This is a genomic window from Undibacterium sp. Ren11W (assembly GCF_049340485.1).
Classification (GTDB): domain Bacteria; phylum Pseudomonadota; class Gammaproteobacteria; order Burkholderiales; family Burkholderiaceae_D; genus Undibacterium.
Genome location: NZ_JBMPPB010000009.1, coordinates 65,129 through 83,772, shown reverse-complemented (window position 1 = coordinate 83,772; position 18,644 = coordinate 65,129). Strand labels below are relative to the sequence as shown.

At 50.6% G+C, this 18,644-nt stretch carries 17 protein-coding genes; 11 read left to right on the top strand and 6 right to left on the bottom strand.

All coding sequences use genetic code 11. The features are described from left to right. Positions 1–48: 48 nt before the first annotated feature. The 5 genes from arsH to ACO0K8_RS18140 all read right to left on the bottom strand — a co-directional run bounded on the left by arsH (position 49) and on the right by ACO0K8_RS18140 (position 3,740). The gene (gene arsH / locus ACO0K8_RS18160) at positions 49–741 is read right to left on the bottom strand and encodes an arsenical resistance protein ArsH (protein ID WP_422948160.1); all 693 of its coding nucleotides are present in this window, start codon (positions 739–741) and stop codon (positions 49–51) included. A gap of 16 nt (positions 742–757) precedes the next feature. Beyond that, the gene (gene arsB, locus ACO0K8_RS18155; protein ID WP_422948060.1) at positions 758–1,864 is read right to left on the bottom strand and encodes an ACR3 family arsenite efflux transporter; all 1,107 of its coding nucleotides are present in this window, start codon (positions 1,862–1,864) and stop codon (positions 758–760) included. A gap of 75 nt (positions 1,865–1,939) precedes the next feature. After that, on the bottom strand, positions 1,940–2,428 hold the full coding sequence (locus ACO0K8_RS18150) for an arsenate reductase ArsC (protein ID WP_422948059.1): 489 nt from the start codon (positions 2,426–2,428) through the stop codon (positions 1,940–1,942). 33 nt (positions 2,429–2,461) lie between these two features. Continuing rightward, positions 2,462–2,803: an ArsR/SmtB family transcription factor gene (locus tag ACO0K8_RS18145; RefSeq protein ID WP_422948058.1), complete on the bottom strand. Its 342-nt coding sequence runs from the start codon at positions 2,801–2,803 to the stop codon at positions 2,462–2,464. 286 nt (positions 2,804–3,089) lie between these two features. Further along, on the bottom strand, positions 3,090–3,740 hold the full coding sequence (locus ACO0K8_RS18140) for an outer membrane beta-barrel protein (protein WP_422948057.1): 651 nt from the start codon (positions 3,738–3,740) through the stop codon (positions 3,090–3,092). A gap of 500 nt (positions 3,741–4,240) precedes the next feature. On the opposite strand from ACO0K8_RS18140, the gene arsD reads away from it, so the two are divergent. Next, positions 4,241–4,609, top strand: a complete 369-nt coding sequence (gene arsD / locus ACO0K8_RS18135; RefSeq protein WP_422948056.1) for an arsenite efflux transporter metallochaperone ArsD — start codon at positions 4,241–4,243, stop codon at positions 4,607–4,609. 95 nt (positions 4,610–4,704) lie between these two features. Next, entirely contained in the window at positions 4,705–6,480 is a 1,776-nt protein-coding gene (gene arsA, locus ACO0K8_RS18130; protein WP_422948055.1) for an arsenical pump-driving ATPase, read from the top strand. 140 nt (positions 6,481–6,620) lie between these two features. Here arsA and ACO0K8_RS18125 read toward each other — a convergent pair whose 3' ends face one another. Beyond that, positions 6,621–6,974 (bottom strand): YkgJ family cysteine cluster protein, encoded by a 354-nt coding sequence (locus ACO0K8_RS18125; protein WP_422948054.1) that lies wholly within the window; start codon positions 6,972–6,974, stop codon positions 6,621–6,623. Positions 6,975–7,498: 524 nt separating this feature from the next. Here ACO0K8_RS18125 and ACO0K8_RS18120 point away from each other — a divergent pair. The 9 genes from ACO0K8_RS18120 (at position 7,499) to ACO0K8_RS18080 (ending at position 18,623) form a co-directional block, all read left to right on the top strand. Then, entirely contained in the window at positions 7,499–8,152 is a 654-nt protein-coding gene (locus ACO0K8_RS18120) for a TetR/AcrR family transcriptional regulator (RefSeq protein ID WP_422948053.1), read from the top strand. Between the two features lie 111 nt (positions 8,153–8,263). Next, on the top strand, positions 8,264–9,415 hold the full coding sequence (locus tag ACO0K8_RS18115) for an efflux RND transporter periplasmic adaptor subunit (RefSeq protein ID WP_422948052.1): 1,152 nt from the start codon (positions 8,264–8,266) through the stop codon (positions 9,413–9,415). Positions 9,416–9,418: 3 nt separating this feature from the next. Continuing rightward, complete coding sequence (locus ACO0K8_RS18110) at positions 9,419–12,610, top strand: efflux RND transporter permease subunit (RefSeq protein ID WP_422948051.1); 3,192 nt, start codon at positions 9,419–9,421, stop codon at positions 12,608–12,610. Between the two features lie 168 nt (positions 12,611–12,778). Continuing rightward, entirely contained in the window at positions 12,779–13,429 is a 651-nt protein-coding gene (locus ACO0K8_RS18105; RefSeq protein WP_422948050.1) for a protein-L-isoaspartate O-methyltransferase family protein, read from the top strand. A gap of 54 nt (positions 13,430–13,483) precedes the next feature. After that, positions 13,484–13,807: a rhodanese-like domain-containing protein gene (locus ACO0K8_RS18100; RefSeq protein ID WP_422948049.1), complete on the top strand. Its 324-nt coding sequence runs from the start codon at positions 13,484–13,486 to the stop codon at positions 13,805–13,807. Between the two features lie 160 nt (positions 13,808–13,967). After that, positions 13,968–15,290, top strand: coding sequence for a TolC family outer membrane protein (locus ACO0K8_RS18095; RefSeq protein ID WP_422948048.1), 1,323 nt, complete (start codon positions 13,968–13,970; stop codon positions 15,288–15,290). Between the two features lie 147 nt (positions 15,291–15,437). Beyond that, on the top strand, positions 15,438–16,721 hold the full coding sequence (locus tag ACO0K8_RS18090) for an efflux RND transporter periplasmic adaptor subunit (RefSeq protein ID WP_422948047.1): 1,284 nt from the start codon (positions 15,438–15,440) through the stop codon (positions 16,719–16,721). Then, positions 16,721–17,950: an FtsX-like permease family protein gene (locus ACO0K8_RS18085; protein WP_422948046.1), complete on the top strand. Its 1,230-nt coding sequence runs from the start codon at positions 16,721–16,723 to the stop codon at positions 17,948–17,950. Before ACO0K8_RS18090 ends, ACO0K8_RS18085 begins: the two co-directional genes overlap by 1 nt. After that, a complete protein-coding gene (locus ACO0K8_RS18080; protein WP_422948045.1) occupies positions 17,943–18,623 on the top strand; it encodes an ABC transporter ATP-binding protein in 681 nt (226 codons plus the stop codon). Before ACO0K8_RS18085 ends, ACO0K8_RS18080 begins: the two co-directional genes overlap by 8 nt. Positions 18,624–18,644: the final 21 nt, after the last annotated feature.

The window sequence follows — 18,644 nt, the reverse complement described above, 5'->3', positions numbered from 1 at the left end:
AGTGTTTTGACTTTTGTTCTGGCTCTACGCACGAATGCTCGCTTCAGACTAAAGCGTTTTCTGATTGACGCGCTTGGATAATTCTTCCGCGCTTTCTTTGCGTTCGCTGTAGCGGTCTACCAGATACGGCGAGGCGTTACGGGTCAGCAGGGTGAACTTGAATAATTCTTCCATCACATCCACCACTCGGTCGTAGTAGGCCGATGGTTTCATGCGTCCGGCCTCGTCAAATTCGAGAAAAGCTTTGGCCACCGAAGACTGGTTGGGGATGGTGATCATGCGCATCCAGCGCCCCAGTATGCGCAGTTGATTGACTGCGTTAAACGATTGCGAGCCACCCGATACTTCCATCACCGCCAGCGTCTTGCCCTGAGTCGGACGTACCGCACCAACCGATAAAGGTATCCAATCGATCTGCGCTTTCATGATGCCGGTCATCGCGCCATGCCGCTCGGGCGAGCACCAGACCATGCCTTCGGCCCACAAGGCCAGTTCGCGCAGTTCTTGCACCTTGGGATGGGTTTCAGGCGCGGCGTCTGGCAGCGGTAAGCCTTGCGGGTCAAACACCTTCACTTCGCCACCCATGGCAATTAACAAGCGTGCTGCTTCCAGTGTCAGTAGCTTGCTGTAAGACCGTTCGCGTAAGGAACCGTACAGCAGCAAAAAGCGCGGCGCATGGGTAAACGCTGCTTTGCTGGCGAGTTTTTCCAGATTTGGTTGATCGAATAAATTTTGCTGCAAACTAGGCAGGCTAAGATCATTGAGCGACACGATGTGTCTCCTGGGCTATGACTTGCGCGCCGTCTTGGTACCATGGCTTGGTCGCATTGACTACTTTGACGACCAGTAACATCACCGGTACTTCTATCAGCACCCCGACTACGGTCGCCAGTGCCGCACCCGATTCAAAACCAAACAGGCTAATCGCTGCGGCCACCGCTAACTCAAAAAAATTCGAAGCTCCGATCAAGGCAGACGGGCAGGCGACGCTATGCTTTTCGCCCAGTCGTCGATTGAGCCAATACGCCAGCGCCGAATTGAAAAACACCTGTATCAGGATGGGCACCGCGAGTAAGGCAATCACGATAGGTTGCGCAATGATGGCCTTACCCTGAAAGGCAAACAGCAGCACCAGAGTGAGCAGTAGCGCAGCGATCGACCATGGTTGAATCAGGTTCATAGCGGCATCAAAATGCGCCTGCCCTTTAGACAGTAAGAGTCTGCGTATCACTTGCGCAATGATGACGGGGATCACGATATACAGCAGCACCGAGGTGATCAAAGTATCCCAGGGGATCGCGATATTCGACACGCCCAACAGTAAGCCAACCAGCGGCGCAAACGCGAACACCATAATCAGGTCGTTGATTGCCACTTGCGACAAAGTGAAATACGGGTCGCCATTGGTCAGGCGACTCCAGACGAACACCATCGCCGTACACGGTGCTGCCGCCAGCAGGATCAGACCGGCGATATAGCTATCGACCTGGCCAGCCGGTAGTAAGGGCGCAAACCAGTGACGGACGAAAAGCCAGCCCAAAAACGCCATAGAAAACGGCTTGACCAACCAGTTAATCAACAAGGTCACACCTATGCCCCTGGCGTGATCTTTCACCTGGTGCAAGGCGCTGAAATCAATTTTTAACAGCATAGGTATGATCATGATCCAGATCAACAGACCCACCGGTAAATTGACTTTGGCAATCTCCATTGCGCCTATGGCTTGAAACGCAGCGGGAAAAAATTGACCCAGCGCGATACCAACGAAGATACACAGCGCGACCCAGGCAGTGAGGTAGCGTTCAAAAAAATTCAGGGGCGCCTTGGCAGCAATTTTGCCTGAGACTTCACATTGTATGGACATCATCTTCCTTATTGGATGGGGCGCGTGCAGAGAACTTATCGCGTCGCTGCTGCGGCGGTTTTGCGTCAGTCCGAATTAAACAGATGTTGGCATCAAGCTAGCGATACGGTCCAGCTCGGTTTTAAGCTGCAGCTTATCGTTAAGCACTTGCTCCAGCGGCAGGGCGAAAAATGCCTCTATCCGGCTACGCAATATGCGATAGGCCGTCATGAAGGCAGCATCGATTTCTGCATCGCTACCCGTGGCATGGGCCGGATCTTCTACCCCCCAATGGCTACGCAATACTGGCCCCAAATAGGCTGGGCAAGTTTCACCTGCCGCACTGGCGCACACCGTAATCACGATGTCCGGTGTGGCTGGTAAGTTATCCCAGGATTTGCTGAAATATCCTGCCGTCGCTATACCTTCTCGTGCCAGCAAAGCCAGTGAGCGCGGATGCACCTGGCCCGTAGGTTTGCTACCGGCACTCATGGCTTGCCAACCGGCTGGTGCCAGGTGATTAAAAGTGGCCTCCGCCAAAATCGAGCGGCAAGAGTTACCGGTGCATAAAAATAATACGTTCATCATCATCCCTGATTTGAAAATGTTAAAAGATCTCTATTTGCACGCGACTTCGCTATCTTCACATTGCAGACTCTGGGGCTGCGTGCAAGGCATGCCGCCGCAGCAGTTTTCTGTCAGAAAACCCAACACATTGTTCATGGTGCTGATATCGGCCGAATAAATCACAAAACGGCCATCTTGCCGGGTAGCGACCAGATCAGCGTGCGACAATTCTTTTAAGTGAAAAGACAGGGAAGACGGCGGTATCCCCAGTTCTTCGGCGATCTTGCTGGCAGCCATGCCAGCCGGACCAACTTGCACCAGAAGCCGAAATACCGCCAGACGCGACTCTTGCGCCAACGCCGCCAACGCGGCTAACACCTTCTTGGTTTCCATCATGGAATCTCAATCAAAAGTTTACATTATGACGATTCTACAATAATCGAATAGTGGAATCAATGGGTAAATCAAGATCTGTAAAACTGCTTATTTCCTGCGAAGTGATGTTGTTTGGGGTTAAGCCATGCAGTAAGTCAGCTAATAATCAAGCACACATCATGATCAAAGCCACTTGCTGCATAATGAAATAAAAACATAGAAATTGAATAGGATAGATCTGCCATTCGTACATTCATAAATAAAGATGTGCGAATGGCAATTCCAGTTCAATTACATTCGTTTTTTAAAATGAATAGCGAACATTTACGGAGAGCATGCCCGCATTACTGGAATCTGAGGATGAGTCAAATAAATGTAGGCCAGATTGAATTTTACCGTAGCTGGTGTATTCAATACTAATGGCTGTATTTTTTGATAAGTTATAATCAGCTCCGAATGCCGCTAATAGACCTGTTGAATTACATGTTGATTCAGCAACGTTAGTGGTAACGCTCGATCGGTCTGCTGAATATTGAATTGAAGTTACCACAAAGCACAGGGTACTATTTCTCGATACACCCAGTTTTCCGTACACAGAAAACAAGTCATTTATAGGCGCAGTCGCTTTGGTAGCCAAGTAAAACGCACTAGTTTCAACTGTAGCTTCCTCAAGCACTGTCGTACGATTAGCAAGCAAACTCAATCTTCCTCTTTTTAGCGTGGCATTGCCGAATCTGGCATATCCACCTTCAACAGCGAAATACGGAGAGAACTCAAAACCGCCGAACAGTTTCGCACCGGTAGCCCTTGACGACTCATTTTTCATTCCAGTGTCAATTTTATAATATGATTGACCTAAACCGGCACCTACATAACTATTGTGTTCCGCTGCATTTGCAGAGAATGAAATTAGTTGATAAGAAATACCAAGTATTGCAAGTGTTATGCGTTTCATTTAAAACCTTTTAAGTAACTTTTTTTCGTTGAAATTTGCGTTGGCTGACTATTTTTACTTTTCACAGGGACTTGGAAAAATAATTTCGATAGATATCGCAAAGAAAAATTTCTAGATATAAACACGAAAGAATTGTATTTGTGAAACAATATCACAAAAACAATTAGATATCGAGTGGATAATTTTTAGGGCTTGTCTTTTCTTTATTTAAATTGTAAGTGAAGCACTTTCTATCAAACCAAAAATTTACACCTGATCCTTCACATGGGCCGGAGAGCCGCATGGAATATGCGCTGGCAGAGTGCTGTTGTATTTTTCTGGCTGCTGCATTCTCAACATTTAAAATATGGAAAAACTGCCTGGCACCATAACCGCAAATAAAATGATCTGGCGCAAGGCTGGCTTGGTCTAAAGCACTTAAGTTGTAGTGGACGCTTTCTTTTGCACGTCATTGCCAGACTGTATTATTTTTGCCCATAACAAATCAAGGAAACCTGAGCATGAACGCTATTCAAATATTTGATCCTGCCATGTGCTGCAATACGGGCGTCTGTGGTGTCGATGTCGATCAGCAACTAGTGAGTTTTTCCGCCGATCTGGACTGGGCCAAAGCGCAAGGCGTGGAGGTAGAGCGCTACAATCTGGCGCAACAGCCTATGGCCTTTGCCGAGAACTCGGTGGTCAAAGCATTTTTGGAGCGCTCTGGCGCCGAGGGCTTGCCCTTAATTTTGGTTAAGGGTGAGATCGCGCTGACCGGGCGTTACCCGCAACGTGCAGAACTTGCGCGATGGGCGGGCATCAGTCTGTTGCCGGTCAACGCTGCATTAAGTCCTGATGCAGGATGTTGCGGTGGAAAAAAATTCTGCTGATGTGCGGTTAAAAATACTGTTTAGCAGCCAAACACCTAGCGAGCTCCAAGCATGAGCGCACGTTGTTGGCATTTAATCGTGATGAGGGAAACGCCATGCTTTTTCTAGAAAATATTCCGCAATTTTTATTCTTCACTGGCAAGGGCGGAGTGGGTAAAACCTCACTCGCTTGTGCCACTGCGATTAAGCTAGCTGATGAGGGCAAGCGTGTTTTACTGGTGAGCACCGACCCGGCCTCCAATGTGGGGCAGGTTTTTGGGATCACGATAGGCAACACGATCACTCCAGTGATTGCGGTCGCGCATTTATCGGCGCTGGAAATCGATCCGCAGGCAGCTGCGCAAGTGTATCGGGATAAGATCGTGGGGCCGGTACGTGGTGTGTTACCGGCCGCTGTGGTGAATAGCATAGCGGAGCAATTGTCCGGTGCCTGTACCACAGAAATCGCGGCATTTGATGAGTTCACTGGCCTGCTGACCAATGCGGCCATTTTGCATGATTTTGATCACATTATTTTTGATACGGCGCCGACCGGGCATACCATACGGATGCTGCAACTACCCGGCGCATGGTCGGGTTTTCTGGAAGACGGCAAGGGCGATGCTTCTTGTCTAGGGCCACTGGCTGGGCTAGAAAAACAACGCGAGCAATATCATGCCGCGGTCGCCGCTTTATCCGATCCTGAACGTACTCGTATGATACTGGTGGCGCGCGCTCAGGGCGCGACGCTCAGAGAAGCAGCGCGCACCCATGAGGAACTGGCCGCTATCGGCTTTCGACATCAATATCTGGTGATCAATGGGGCGCTGCCGCAAAGCGAAGTCGGTAGCGATCTGTTGGCTGCAGCGGTATGGAAGCGTGAGCAAGCTGCGCTGGCCGCTATGCCAGAAATTTTACGTGATGCGCCCACTGATTTTGTGCCCTTGCGCCCTTTTAATCTGGTCGGCTTGCCGGCCTTGCGCGCACTTTTGGTGAGTGGCGTTTTGGAAAACGTCCCCACGCAAACAGCCGTATCTATCCCTGTGGTGCCCAGTCTGGCGAGCCTGGTCGATGGTCTGGTTGGCAGTGGTCACGGCTTAATTATGACCATGGGTAAAGGCGGAGTCGGCAAGACCACCGTGGCGGCAGCGATCGCGTTGGAGTTGGCCAGTCGCGGCTATGCTGTCCATCTCACCACCTCAGACCCGGCCGCACATCTGATCGAGACGCTAGCTGGAAGCCTGGAAAATCTGGCCGTCAGCAGGATAGATCCGCATGCGGAAACTGAGCGCTACCGGCAAGAAGTGATGGCCAGTAAAGGAAAAAATCTGGATGTGGCGGGTCGCGCTTTGCTGGAAGAAGATTTGCGCTCACCCTGCACCGAAGAGATTGCGGTGTTTCAGGCATTCTCCAGAATCATACGGGAAGCAGGCAAAAAATTTGTCGTGATGGATACCGCGCCGACCGGCCATACTTTATTACTGCTCGACGCTACCGGCTCGTATGACAGAGAAATTAAGCGCAAGATGATCAATACCAGTGTGCACTTCACTACACCCATGATGCAGCTGCAAGACACGACGCTCACCAAGGTGCTCATTATCACCCTGGCAGAAACCACGCCGGTCTTGGAAGCGGCGGGCCTGCAGCTAGATTTGCAGCGGGCCGGGATAGCGCCATGGGCCTGGATCATCAATAATAGTTTGGCGATGGCCAAACCTAGTTCCGCTTTATTGCGCCAGCGTGCCTATAACGAGCTAGCGCAAATCAATGAAGTGGCCAACAAATATGCGCAACGCTGGGCAGTGATACCGCTACAAGCGCAAGAGCCGGTCGGCCTTGAGCGCTTACAGCAACTGATACACGGTACAACCTCAACGGCGCAGCTTTAAAAATTTTTGCAGAAGGTTTTTTGGGAAACGCTTAAGCCGGAGGTAGTGCCAGGCGCTTACCTTTTGCCTCTGTCCCTTGCTACAGTGTTTGTATTGGCAGAGCGCTCGTGTGGGGAATCAGGAAATTCAGATTTGTTTGATCAGACCAAGACCTGGCGAGTAGAGTGGAAAAACCGATCAATCGCGATCTCCATCTGGGGATCTATCATGGTTTCCGGGCGTCTGCCGTGAGGGCAGGCTAATTTCGGGGTAGTCCCAAACAAGCGACAAATGAGCGGTCGCTCCTCATACACCTCACAACCATTTTGGCCCAGATGCGGGCAGCTTAAATCGGCCAGCGCCGCAGCATGCTGCTCCTCGGACTTCAGCGGTAACCTGGCCATTTCATCGGTAGACGTGGTGACGGGACCACAGCAGTCATGACAACCCGGTATGCACGCGAATGCAGGGATATGGCGTCGGAAAAAACTGATTTTTTGGCTGTTAATTGTCATCGTGTATTTTTGATTCTTGAGATTTTTTAGATGCGTAGCAAAGTAATGAATATCGAGGCTATCCGATCATAGCGAACTATGCCAACAACTTCCAATCACAATTTTCAATGAATAGTTGCTTACCCACTGACAAGCTTATTTGAGAGAATTCGTCAAAATTTGATCATTGTTTTATACGTATCTACACCCGTTTCGCCATTTGGCGATTATCCAGCTGTAAATCAAATACGCAATGTCTATGCGGCTTGCAGGCCAATTTGGTGCCAGCCGCCGCATGCTGATTGCGCATACGGCTTCGAAATTTTCAGATAGTTGCCAGAATAAGGCCAAGTGGTGGATACGACTTAGTTTAAGTTAAATAATTATCTGCTTGACCCTGACCTTAGGACAGGCTTTATAGTGTGCGCTGACCTCTGAATGTGTCGCTTAGTTAGCGCTGGTGCCGACTTGCTGTTGGGCGCATTACAACGCTGACTTGACGCAGTAGGCGCAGATGATTATATTACTGACTCATAAGTTATTAATTGAGTGTTAATATAATGATATGCCCTTTTAAACCCCGCTGGGAGCGTCGCAAAGATGCCCGGCCACAAGAGTTGCTCGCTGCCGCTCTCGACCATTTTGTCGAGCGTGGCTTCGCTGCTACCCGGCTCGATGATGTGGCGCGTGCTGCGGGTGTTTCTAAGGGTACATTGTATTTGTATTTTTGTAGTAAGGAAGAATTGTTCAAGGCAGTGGTACGTGAATCGGTGATCCCTATGATAGGCGAGGCCGAGGGCATGATAGGCCAATTCACCGGTACGAGTGCCGAGTTGTTACGTTTATTGATGACGACCTGGTGGGATAGAATCGGCAACACCAAGTTATCCGGATTGACCAAGCTAATGATCGCCGAGGCAGGTAATTTCCCTGAGTTGGCGCGCTTCTATCAGGAAGAAGTGATCGACCGGGGCGATAAGCTAGTCACCGCCATGCTGGCACGCGGCATGGCTAGGGGCGAGGTACGCGCTTTGGACTTGGAAATCGCGCCGCGTATTTTAATCGCACCGATAATCATGATGATGGTCTGGAAGCATTCGCAGGGGATTTGTCAGATTGAGCCGGATAAATTGGATGCCTATTTGGAGCAATACATAGAAATGGCAACGCATGGCTTGTTAGTGAATGCTAAAGCTTGATCTGCATGCAGCAATGCTCGCGTTTCTGCGATTGCCGGAATTTTTTTATTTAGTGAAGTTTTAGCCTGAGATTTTTAAAATAACTCAGGCTTTTTTATCGAATGGATCAGCATGCTCAAGCGTCGTGGAATTTGGATCGTTGCCCTTTTACTGTTGGTCGGTGCGGGCATCATAGTGATGAAGAAAAAAACTTCCGACGCTGGAGCAGCAGGCGCTAAGCAAGCCGCGGTGACTGTGGCGGCGCAAGTGCTGGAATTTTTACCTAGCGATATCGTGACGGTGGGCAGTGGTGATGTGCGTAAATTGTTAACACTCTCGGGTGCTTTGCGTGCTTACAATCAAGGCCAGGTCAAAGCCAGAGTAGCGGGCGAAGTGCGTGAGGTGCTGGTGCGTGAAGGTGAGTCTGTGCAGCTCGGGCAAGTCTTGGTGAAGATGGATACGACGGATTACGATGCACGTCTGGCGCAGGCGCAAGGTAGTCTGGCGGCAGCCAATGGCCAGCTAGAGATCGCCCGACAGGCACGCGACAATAATAAAATATTGCTCGATAAAGCCTTTATTTCACAAAATTCTTACGACAACGCAAAGAATCAATATGCGATTGCCTTAGCTAATGTCGATAGCGCTAAGGGCGCTGTGGCGGTGGCGCAAAAGGCTTTGGCCGATACCGTGATACGCGCACCTATCGCTGGTTTGATCAGTAGCCGTAGCGTACAGCCAGGCGAAAAAGTCTCGCCGGATTTTCGTCTGTTAGAAGTGGTCGATCTGCGCATCATGGAGATGGAGGCACCGGTTCCGACGCAAGATATCGCCAGTATACAGATTGCTCAGGCTGTGCAATTGAAAATAGAAGGGGTTGCCAATACGGTGAGCGGTAAAGTGAGTCGTATCAACCCAGGTACCACGCTGGGATCACGTTCTATCATGGCCTATATCCAGATTACCAATACCGATGGGGTTTTACGATCCGGCATGTTTGGTGAGGCGCAAATCGTGGTAGAGCAGAAGAGCGGCGTGTTGACTATTCCGCAGACTGCGGTGCGCAATGAAGACGGTAAAAATTTCGTCTACGTGATAGAAAATAATAGTTTGCAGCTAAAACCGGTTAGCCTGGGTTTGTCTGGCGACAGCGCTGGTGTCGCTAGTGTAGAAGTGCTAGCTGGCTTGAAGCAGGGTGCGCAACTGGTGAAGACTAATTTAGGTAGTTTGCGTGCCGGCATTGCCGTCAAGCTGATTTCGCCTACCTCAGCTGGCAAGGTGTAAGCCATGTGGTTCACACGTATCAGTATAGGCAATCCGGTGCTGGCGACCATGATGATGGTGGCGTTTGTAGTCTTGGGTCTGTTTTCTTATAAGCGTCTGCGGGTCGATCAGTTTCCGGATATTACTTTTCCGGTGGTGGTGATACAAACCGATTACCCAGGTGCTGCGCCCGAAACGATAGAATCCGATATTACCCGTAAAGTCGAAGAGGTGGTCAATACGATCAATGGAATCAGCGCTCTGACTTCTCGTTCTTACGAGGGCACTTCGGTGGTGGTGATGGAGTTTGATCTGAATGTCGATCCGGCTCAGGCAGCGCAAGACGTACGTGAAAAAGTCGCGCTGATTAAGTCGAAATTTCGTAAGGAAGTCAAAGAGCCGCGAGTCTCACGATACGATCCTGCCGATAAACCGATTTTTTCGGTTTCAGTGACGAACGACGATAAAATCAAACAACGCGATTTCCGTGAGATGAGCACCATCGCCGATCAACTGGTCAAGAAACGTCTGGAGAATGTGCGCGGCGTCGGCTCCGTTACGCTGGTTGGCGGCGTCAAACGCGAAATCAAGATTTACCTCAAACCGAATGAAATGGAAGCCTTGGGCCTGAGCGTTGATCAAGTCATTAATGCGCTGCGCAATGAAAACCAAGAATTGCCTAGCGGTGCCATACGCTCACTGGAAAATGAAAAAGTAGTGCAAATTCAGGGGCGTATCGAAAATCCCGAGGGCTTCGGCCGCATCGTGGTCGCCAAACGTGGCTCCCAGCCTGTTTTGCTGTCACAAGTGGCGAGTATCGTCGACGGACAAGAAGAGCAAGAGAGTTTGGCGCTACATAATGGACAGCGTACCGTAGCGCTTGATATCCTGAAGGCGCAGGGCCAAAATACCATAGAAGTGGCCGATGGTTTGAGCGAGGCTTTGAAGGCGCTGGAACCGCAACTCAAGGCCCAGTATCCAGGTTTGAAAGTGCAGATCATCAAAGACGGTTCGCGCCAGATACGCGTCGGTGTAGAGAACGTGCGCAAGACCTTGATAGAAGGAGCCGCCTTAACTATCCTGATCGTCTTCTTGTTTCTTAATTCATGGCGCTCTACCGTGATCACCGGTCTTACTTTGCCGGTAGCCTTGATCGGTACTTTCCTGTTCATGGATATATTCGGTTTCACCATCAATATGATTACTCTGATGGCCTTGTCGCTGTGCGTAGGTTTGCTGATCGATGATGCAATCGTGGTGCGTGAAAATATTGTCCGACATGCCGGCATGAAGGTCAACGGCAAGTTTAAGGATCATCATACTGCCGCATTGGAAGGAACCGCCGAAATTGGACTGGCAGTATTGGCGACGACCTTCTCTATCGTTGCGGTATTTTTACCTGTGGGTTTCATGGGCGGGATTATCGGGCGCTTCTTCCACCAGTTCGGTATTACCGTTACCGCTGCAGTGCTGATCTCCATGTTTGTTTCGTTTACGCTCGATCCTATGCTGTCTTCGATCTGGCCAGATCCCGATGCGCATGGACACGCAATTAAAAAAGACGGTCCACGTAAAGGCATCTACGCGCACACCATAGGCTGGGTGCTGGAGCAGTTCGAGCGTGGCGTGCAATGGTTCTCCAGCTTGTATCAGTCTATCTTGCGCTGGTCGCTTAAGCATCGTATCAAGACTTTGCTGATCGCCGTACTCACCTTTGTCGCGGGTTTGATGATACCGGCCACCGGCCTGATAGGAAGCGAATTTGTACCGCAAGCCGATTATTCTGAAACCGGGGTTACCTTTTATACCCCGGTAGGATCGTCTTTGGAACTGACCGAGGCCAAGGTGCATCAGGTTGAGGCGGTACTCAAGGAGTTCCCTGAAGTGACCGATACCTACAGTACCGTCAATACCGGTGCTACCCAAGGCAAGAATTATGTGAGCGTCTTCATCCGTCTGGTGCCACGCAAAGACCGCACGCGCAGCACCACTCAGATGTCGATTCCCTTACGTAATCGCCTGGTGCAAATCGCTGGCATCACGGTCACGCATATTGGCGCCCTCGATGGTGTTGGTGGCGATAATAAAAATTTACGTTTCAGTCTGCAGGGTGCCGACCTGAACCAATTGGCAAAACTGTCGGAACAGGTACAGCGTCGTATCAGCGCCATTCCTGGTGTAGTCGATATCGACTCCAGCATGAAGGCGCAGAAACCCACCATTTCTGTCACTCCCAAGCGTGATATCGGTGCCGATCTAGGTGTCGGCGTGGCGCAGATAGGTGCGGCCTTGCGGCCCTTGCTGGCAGGTGAAGCGGCCACCACCTGGCGCGCGCCGGATGATGAAAATTACGATGTCTCGGTACGTCTATCACCGGACGATAGAAATAATGCTGAGGATTTATCCAAGCTGATGCTGGCCAGTTCGCAAAATAATGCGGATGGTTCGCCACGCATGGTGCCTCTGCGCCAGGTCGCCGATATCCGTTTGTCTACCGGCGCGAATCAGATCAACCGACGTGACCTGACTCGTGAGGTCGAGTTATCTGCCAATGTGGTAGGACGTTCTGCTGGTGAAGTCAGTGCCGAAGTGAAAAAAGTGCTGGACAGCGTGCAGTGGCAACCCGGCTATCGCTACAAAATGGGTGGCGCGACCAAAAATATGACCGAATCTTTCGGCTATGCTTTATCGGCGCTGGCTTTGGCGGTGATCTTTATTTACATGATCTTAGCTTCGCAATTTGCCAGCTTCTTGCAGCCGATTGCGATTATGTCGGCCTTGCCTATGACCTTGATCGGGGTGTTTTTGGCGCTGATGTTTTTCCGTTCTACTTTAAACATGTTCTCCATCATAGGTTTTATTATGTTGATGGGCCTGGTCACCAAGAATGCGATTTTGCTGGTCGACTTTGCCAATCAGGTGCGCAAGGAGGGTAAAGAGCGTACCGAGGCCTTGCTGGAGGCGGCGCACGTCCGTTTGCGGCCTATCCTGATGACCACGCTGGCGATGGTGTTTGGTATGGTGCCGCTGGCGTTTGCCTTGACCGAAGGCTCAGAGCAACGCGCACCTATGGGACAAGCTGTGATAGGCGGGATTATCACTTCCTCGCTGCTTACTTTAGTCGTGGTTCCGGTGATTTATACCTATTTGGATGATCTGGGGCAGTGGTTCAAGCGAAAATGGGCTGGAAATAAGCAAACTAGTGACGCGCTTTGATAAAATGCGGGATGTTTAGGTCTTACGTAAAACCGCCCCAGCGTCGTTGTATCCGTCTTGCCGTACTAAAGTACTGTCTTCGGCGGTACGCCTAGGTGGAACAATTTTGCGTAAGTCCTAAGGTTTTCCAATTGAATAATTTAGTTTTACACCTAGCGAGTCATTAAAATGAATATCGAAAAAGCCCGTTTCAACATGATAGAGCAGCAAATCCGCCCTTGGAATGTCTCATCTCCCGAGGTCTTGGCTTTGTTGGCTGCGGTTAAACGCGAGGATTATTTTCCGGAAGATCAAAAGAGTCTGGCGTTTTTTGATACCGAATTACCTCTGCCGGGTGGAACGGTCGCACTCTCTCCAAAACTGGAAGCGCGGATCTTGCAAGATCTTGCCGTCAAAAAAAGTGAAAACGTCTTGGTGGTCGGAGCTGGTAGCGGTTATCTGGCAGCATTGCTGGCACATCAAGCACGGCAAGTGACGGTGGTAGAGGCGATTCCTGAACTAAAAACATTGGCCGAGACTAATTTGCAAAATCAAGGTATTTTTAATGTGGATGTGGTTTGGGGCGATGCTTTGCTCGGCAAGACTGGTTCTAGTTTTGATGCGATCGTGGTCTGTGGCTCGCTGGAAGTGATACCTGAGCTCTTGAAAAATCAATTGACGGCTGGTGGCAGAATGTTTGTCTTCATAGGAAAAGCGCCAGTCATGACTGCGCAAATGATTTCGCGCGAGTCCGAATTGTTTTTCAATACCAAAAATTTATTTGAAACCTTGGTGCCGGCCTTGTCTCAGTCCGTGCCTGAATCAAGGTTTACTTTCTGAATTTAAGCGAACTAAGCGCACCAGCAATTCAAAAAATGTTACCGGAATAAGCTCATGCAACATATCACTGCTCCCGAATTAGCCGCAAGCCTGGCCGATACTACAAAAAATCCTCTGATTTTGTTAGATGTCAGGGAACCTTGGGAGTATGAGACCTGTCATATCCCGCATGTCATGCTGATGCCTATGCAGACTGTGCCGGAGCGTATGCAGGAGCTCGATCCCGAGAGTGTGATTGTGTGCATTTGTCATCATGGCGGCCGCAGTATGCAGGTGGCTAATTTTCTTGAGCGCAATGGTTTTGCTCAGGTGATTAATTTGACTGGTGGCGTCCATGCGTGGGCGCAGCAAGTCGATAACAGCATGCCTACTTATTAGTATTAGCCTGATTGTTGCAGAACCACTCCCTCGGCTGTACCTAGACTGTATCTAGTTTGGCGGGAGTAATTTTTTTCTCAATCTTTATGAGTAAATTTAAGCTGTTTTGTATAGTGCAAAACAGCGCTAGCAATTTGATACCTTACTTTCGGAGCATTTCATGCGAACTTCCCTCATTGCCACTTTGATTGCCAGTGCTTTTCTGTCGCTCAATGCCGGTGCCAGTGATTTACTGCAGATATACAAAGACGCCCTTGCCAATGATGCTACCTACGGTAGTGCGCGGGCTTCACAGGTGGCTGGACAAGAAAAACTGGTGCAAGGCCGTTCGGGTCTGTTGCCAAGTATCGGACTTAGCGGTAGTGATACCCGCACTAAACTAGACGTCACGCCTGATCAGGGACGCTCAGGTAACTTTGACTACAACACGAATAGTTATTCGCTGGCCCTGACGCAACCTCTGTTCCGCTGGGCGAATTGGCAGCAATATGAACAGGGTAAATTGTCGGTAGTCGTTACCGATGCCCAATTTGCGCAAGCGCAGCAGGATCTGATCGTTAGAGTCAGTCAGGCGTATTTTGATTTGCTGGCATCGAAAGATATTTTAAAGACTTTGCAGGCGCAAAAAGTCGCTATTTCTGAGCAATTAGCTTCAGCCAAGCGCAACTTTGAAGTCGGTACCCAGACCATCACCGACAGCCACGAAGCGCAAGCACGTTTTGATTTAATCACTGCACAAGAGTTTGCAGGTCAGGGCGATGTCGCGATTAAGCGCGCTGCTTTGATGCAAATTATTGGCCGCGATGTGAAAGACGAATTGGCTGGCTTGAAAAAAGGTAGCCAACTTGCGGCACCTCAGCCAGAGAGCATAGAAAAATGGGTGGAGTCGGCAGAACAGCAAAACTTTGGCGTAGTGGCTTCGCAAGTGGCAGTCGAGATTGCTCAGCGTGAGATTTCTAAGAGTCGCTCCGGACATTATCCGACTGTGGATTTGATAGCAAGAAGCGAGCGCACCGCGATTGGTGGAAACTATAATGGTCAGACTGGCGTGATCAAGCCAAATACCATAGGTGTGCAATGGAATATTCCTATCTTTTCTGGCTTTGCTACCGATAGCCGTGTTAAAGAAAGTATCGCACTGGAAGACAAGGCGCGCAATGATTTGGAGAGTACCCGCAGACTGGCTGCGCAAGGCGCGCGTCAAGCGTATATCGGTGTAGTTGCCGGTTTGGCGCAGGTGAAAGCCTATGAAGCTGCTGAAATATCGAGTCGCTCTGCTTTGGATTCGAATATGCTGGGCTATCAGGTTGGCGTCAGGATTAATATCGATGTCTTGAATGCGCAACAACAGCTCTCGACTACATTTCAAAATCTGGCGAAAGCACGTTATGACACCATCATGAATAGTCTGCGCCTGAAAGCTGCCGCAGGTATCTTGAAAGAGCAAGATTTGGGTGAAATCAACGCCTTGCTGGAACACTGAACTTCAGCGTATCAATGAAAATAAAAAGCCCGTAGATTGCGGGCTTTTTATTTTTGCTGTGCGATTGTTTGTTGAATATCAAATCTTCAATTGCGCCTTTGGTGGAGACTAAGCTGGGACAGGAATAACTCAACAGGAAGTGTGCAGATGACTGAGACCGCAACAGCCGTAACCACCACGCCAGAAAACTCGCTCGCCAGCAAGCGAACTCTCAAATCTTGGCTCTCAATGACGATAGTCGGGGTATTGGTGTTGGCCGCGTTAGGGTATTTTTTGTGGCCCTTGGTGCTAGGTAGTAAAGTGAAGGCGTTTCAATTGCAGCGCGGCGAACTGATACAGACCGTGGTGGCCAGCGGCCGTATCGAGACCCCGGCCAGAGTCGATGTCGGTACTCAAGTGATTGGGCGCGTCGCGGCCGTACCTGTCAAAGAAGGGCAGGCCGTCAAGGCAGGTCAGTTGCTGATAGAACTGGAAGCGAGCGATGAGAAAGCCGCCGTGGAACAAGCTGCTGCTGCACTACGCCAGGCGGAGGTCAAGCTCAGGCAGTTTCATGAACAGACGCAACCGATGGCTCAACAAGCCCTGAAGCAGGCGCAGGTCACTTTACTCAACGTACAAAAGCAATATGAGCGTACGCGCGAACTGGTGGCGCAGGGTTTCATAGGCAAGGCTCAGCTCGACGATGTGCAGCGTAATCTCGATATCGCCAAAAGTCAGTACAGCAGTGTGCAGTTGCAGCTGCAATCGACGACGCCATCAGGGAGTGATTACCAGCTTGCCAGCGCTGCGCTGGAGCAAGCACGTGCCAATCTGCATGCAGCACAGGCCAGGCTAGCTCACAGCAAAATTACGGCTGTGTCTGATGGGGTCCTGATTTTAAGAGACGTCGAGCGCGGCGACACGGTACAACCCGGCAAAGTGCTGATGGTCTTGTCGCCAATGGGGCTGACGCAGTTACTGGTGCAAATTGACGAAAAAAATCTACGTTATTTGCAATTGGGGCAAACCGCTCTGGCGCAGGCCGATGCTTATCCTGGCCAAAAATTTAATGCACAGGTCGCCTATATTAATCCCGGCGTCAACGCCCAGCGTGGCTCGGTGGATGTCAAACTCAATGTGGCAGAGGCACCGGCATTTCTCAAGCAAGATATGACGGTCTCGGTAGAGATCGAGGTGGCGCGCCGCAAAGACACGCGGTCTTTAAATGTCGAGGCGATCCGCGATGCGGCAAGTCAAGAACCGTGGGTGATGCTGGTGGAGCATGGTAAGGCGGTGCGACGGGTAGTCAAGCTAGGCATGTCTGGCGACAAAAGCACAGAGATACTCGCCGGACTCAATGACAACGATATAGTATTGCCTGCGACCGGTAGTGCAGTGTTGGAAGGCGCCCGGGTGCGCGCTGATGTCGCGAAAAAACAGGCGGGGCGCTGATGAATAGCTGGCTGCCGTTTGAATGGATAGTGGCAGTACGCTTCTTGCGTGAAGGGCGTCTGCAATCGCTGTTTATTATTCTCGGTGTTGCCATTGGTGTTGGTGTGATTGTTTTTATGTCGGCGCTGCTAGCCGGTATGCAGGGCAATTTGTTTCGGCGTGTTTTAAGTTCACAACCGCATATTACTTTGGAACGACCCAAGCAGCAGGCCAATATGGTGCTGCAAAATGCGCCGGGACAATTGATTGCGGCTACTGTACAAAAACCATCGCAGCGCGTGAATATCATCGATCAATGGCAAAAAGTGCGCGATCAGATGGAGGCGCGCAGCGACGTGGTGGCGGTCTCACCCGCTGCCAGCGGCCCTGCCTTGGTGGTGCGTGGCAGTGCGACTAACGCCATCTCTCTGGTCGGCATAGAGCCAGATCATTACAGCAAAATTGTACCTTTGCCCGAGAAGATGGTCGTCGGTAGTTTTCGCATGACCAATACCGATATGTTGATAGGCATACAGTTAGCCGAAGATCTTGGCGTGCAACGCGGTGATAAATTGCGGGTAACCACCTCCGCAGGTGCCAGTCTTACCCTGAACATCGCCGGCATCTTTGATCTGGGTAGCCGTGGCGCCAATCAGCGTACCGTGTACGTTTTACTGTCGACTGCGCAAAGTCTGTTGAATATGGTCGGTGGGGTTTCTAGCATCGATTTAACGGTGCAAGATCCGTATGCGGCCGAAGTCATCGCTCAGTCTATTGCCAATGCCACAGGCTTAAATGCGATGAGTTGGATCGCCAATAATAGTCAGTTTTTTCTGGGGATGCGAGCTCAGACTTATTCCAGTCTGATGATACGCATCTTTGTCGCACTCTCGGTAGCGGCAGGTATCGCCAGCGTGTTGGTGGTGTCGGTGGTGCAGCGTCAGAAAGAAGTCGGAATCTTGCGCGCCATGGGCGGCAGTCGCGGCCAGATCATGCGGATTTTTTTGATTCAGGGGGCCTTAGTTGGTTTGCTCGGTTCTTTGATGGGATCTGCTTTCGCCATGGGTTTACTCTCCGCATGGAAACTGGTTGCCAAGAACCCTGATGGTAGCTCTATGTTTGCGATACAGATGGACCCTAAACTGTTTTTCTGGAGTGCCTTGATTGCGATGTTGACTGGTTTACTAGCTGCCGCCACGCCGGCTATCCGTGCGGCTCGTCTTGATCCTGTGGTGGCGATCCGTGGCTGAATCTCTCCTGCTCCTCGATAAAGTCTGTAAGTCGTATGCCTTGGGTACGCCTGCTCAAACCCAGGTCTTGTTCGATATTGATCTCGATATCCGTAAGGGTGAATTTGTCGCACTGATCGGTCCTTCAGGATCGGGCAAAAGTACTTTGCTCAATATCATCGGTCTGTTAGACAGACCCGGCAGCGGCAAGTTGTATCTCACCGGGCAGGAAACCAGCATCCTCGATGAAGCCCATGTGACCAGTTTGCGCGGCGAGGCGATAGGCTTTGTATTCCAGTCACATTATCTGCTGTCGGCATTTACGGCAACTGAAAACGTGATGATGCCTATGCTGATGCAGCGTGGCAGGCCAGACGACAGTATGCGCGAACGCGCACAGCTATTGCTGGGGCAAGTGGGGTTGACGCAGTGGCAGAATAGTCTGGTCAGCAATATCTCTGGCGGTCAGCAGCAAAGGGTGGCAATTGCCCGTGCGCTGGCATTGAACCCGCCGCTGATACTGGCTGATGAACCTACCGGTAATCTCGACACCAAATCGGCCGATGCCATTTTTGAGCTGATGCGCAAACTCAATCGCGAGAACGGCACCACCTTCCTGATGGTGACGCACAATATGGAGCTGGCAAAACGCTGCGACCGCATCATAGAACTGGTCGACGGCAAGGTCGTCTAGTGTTCGCCGGGCGGTTATTTT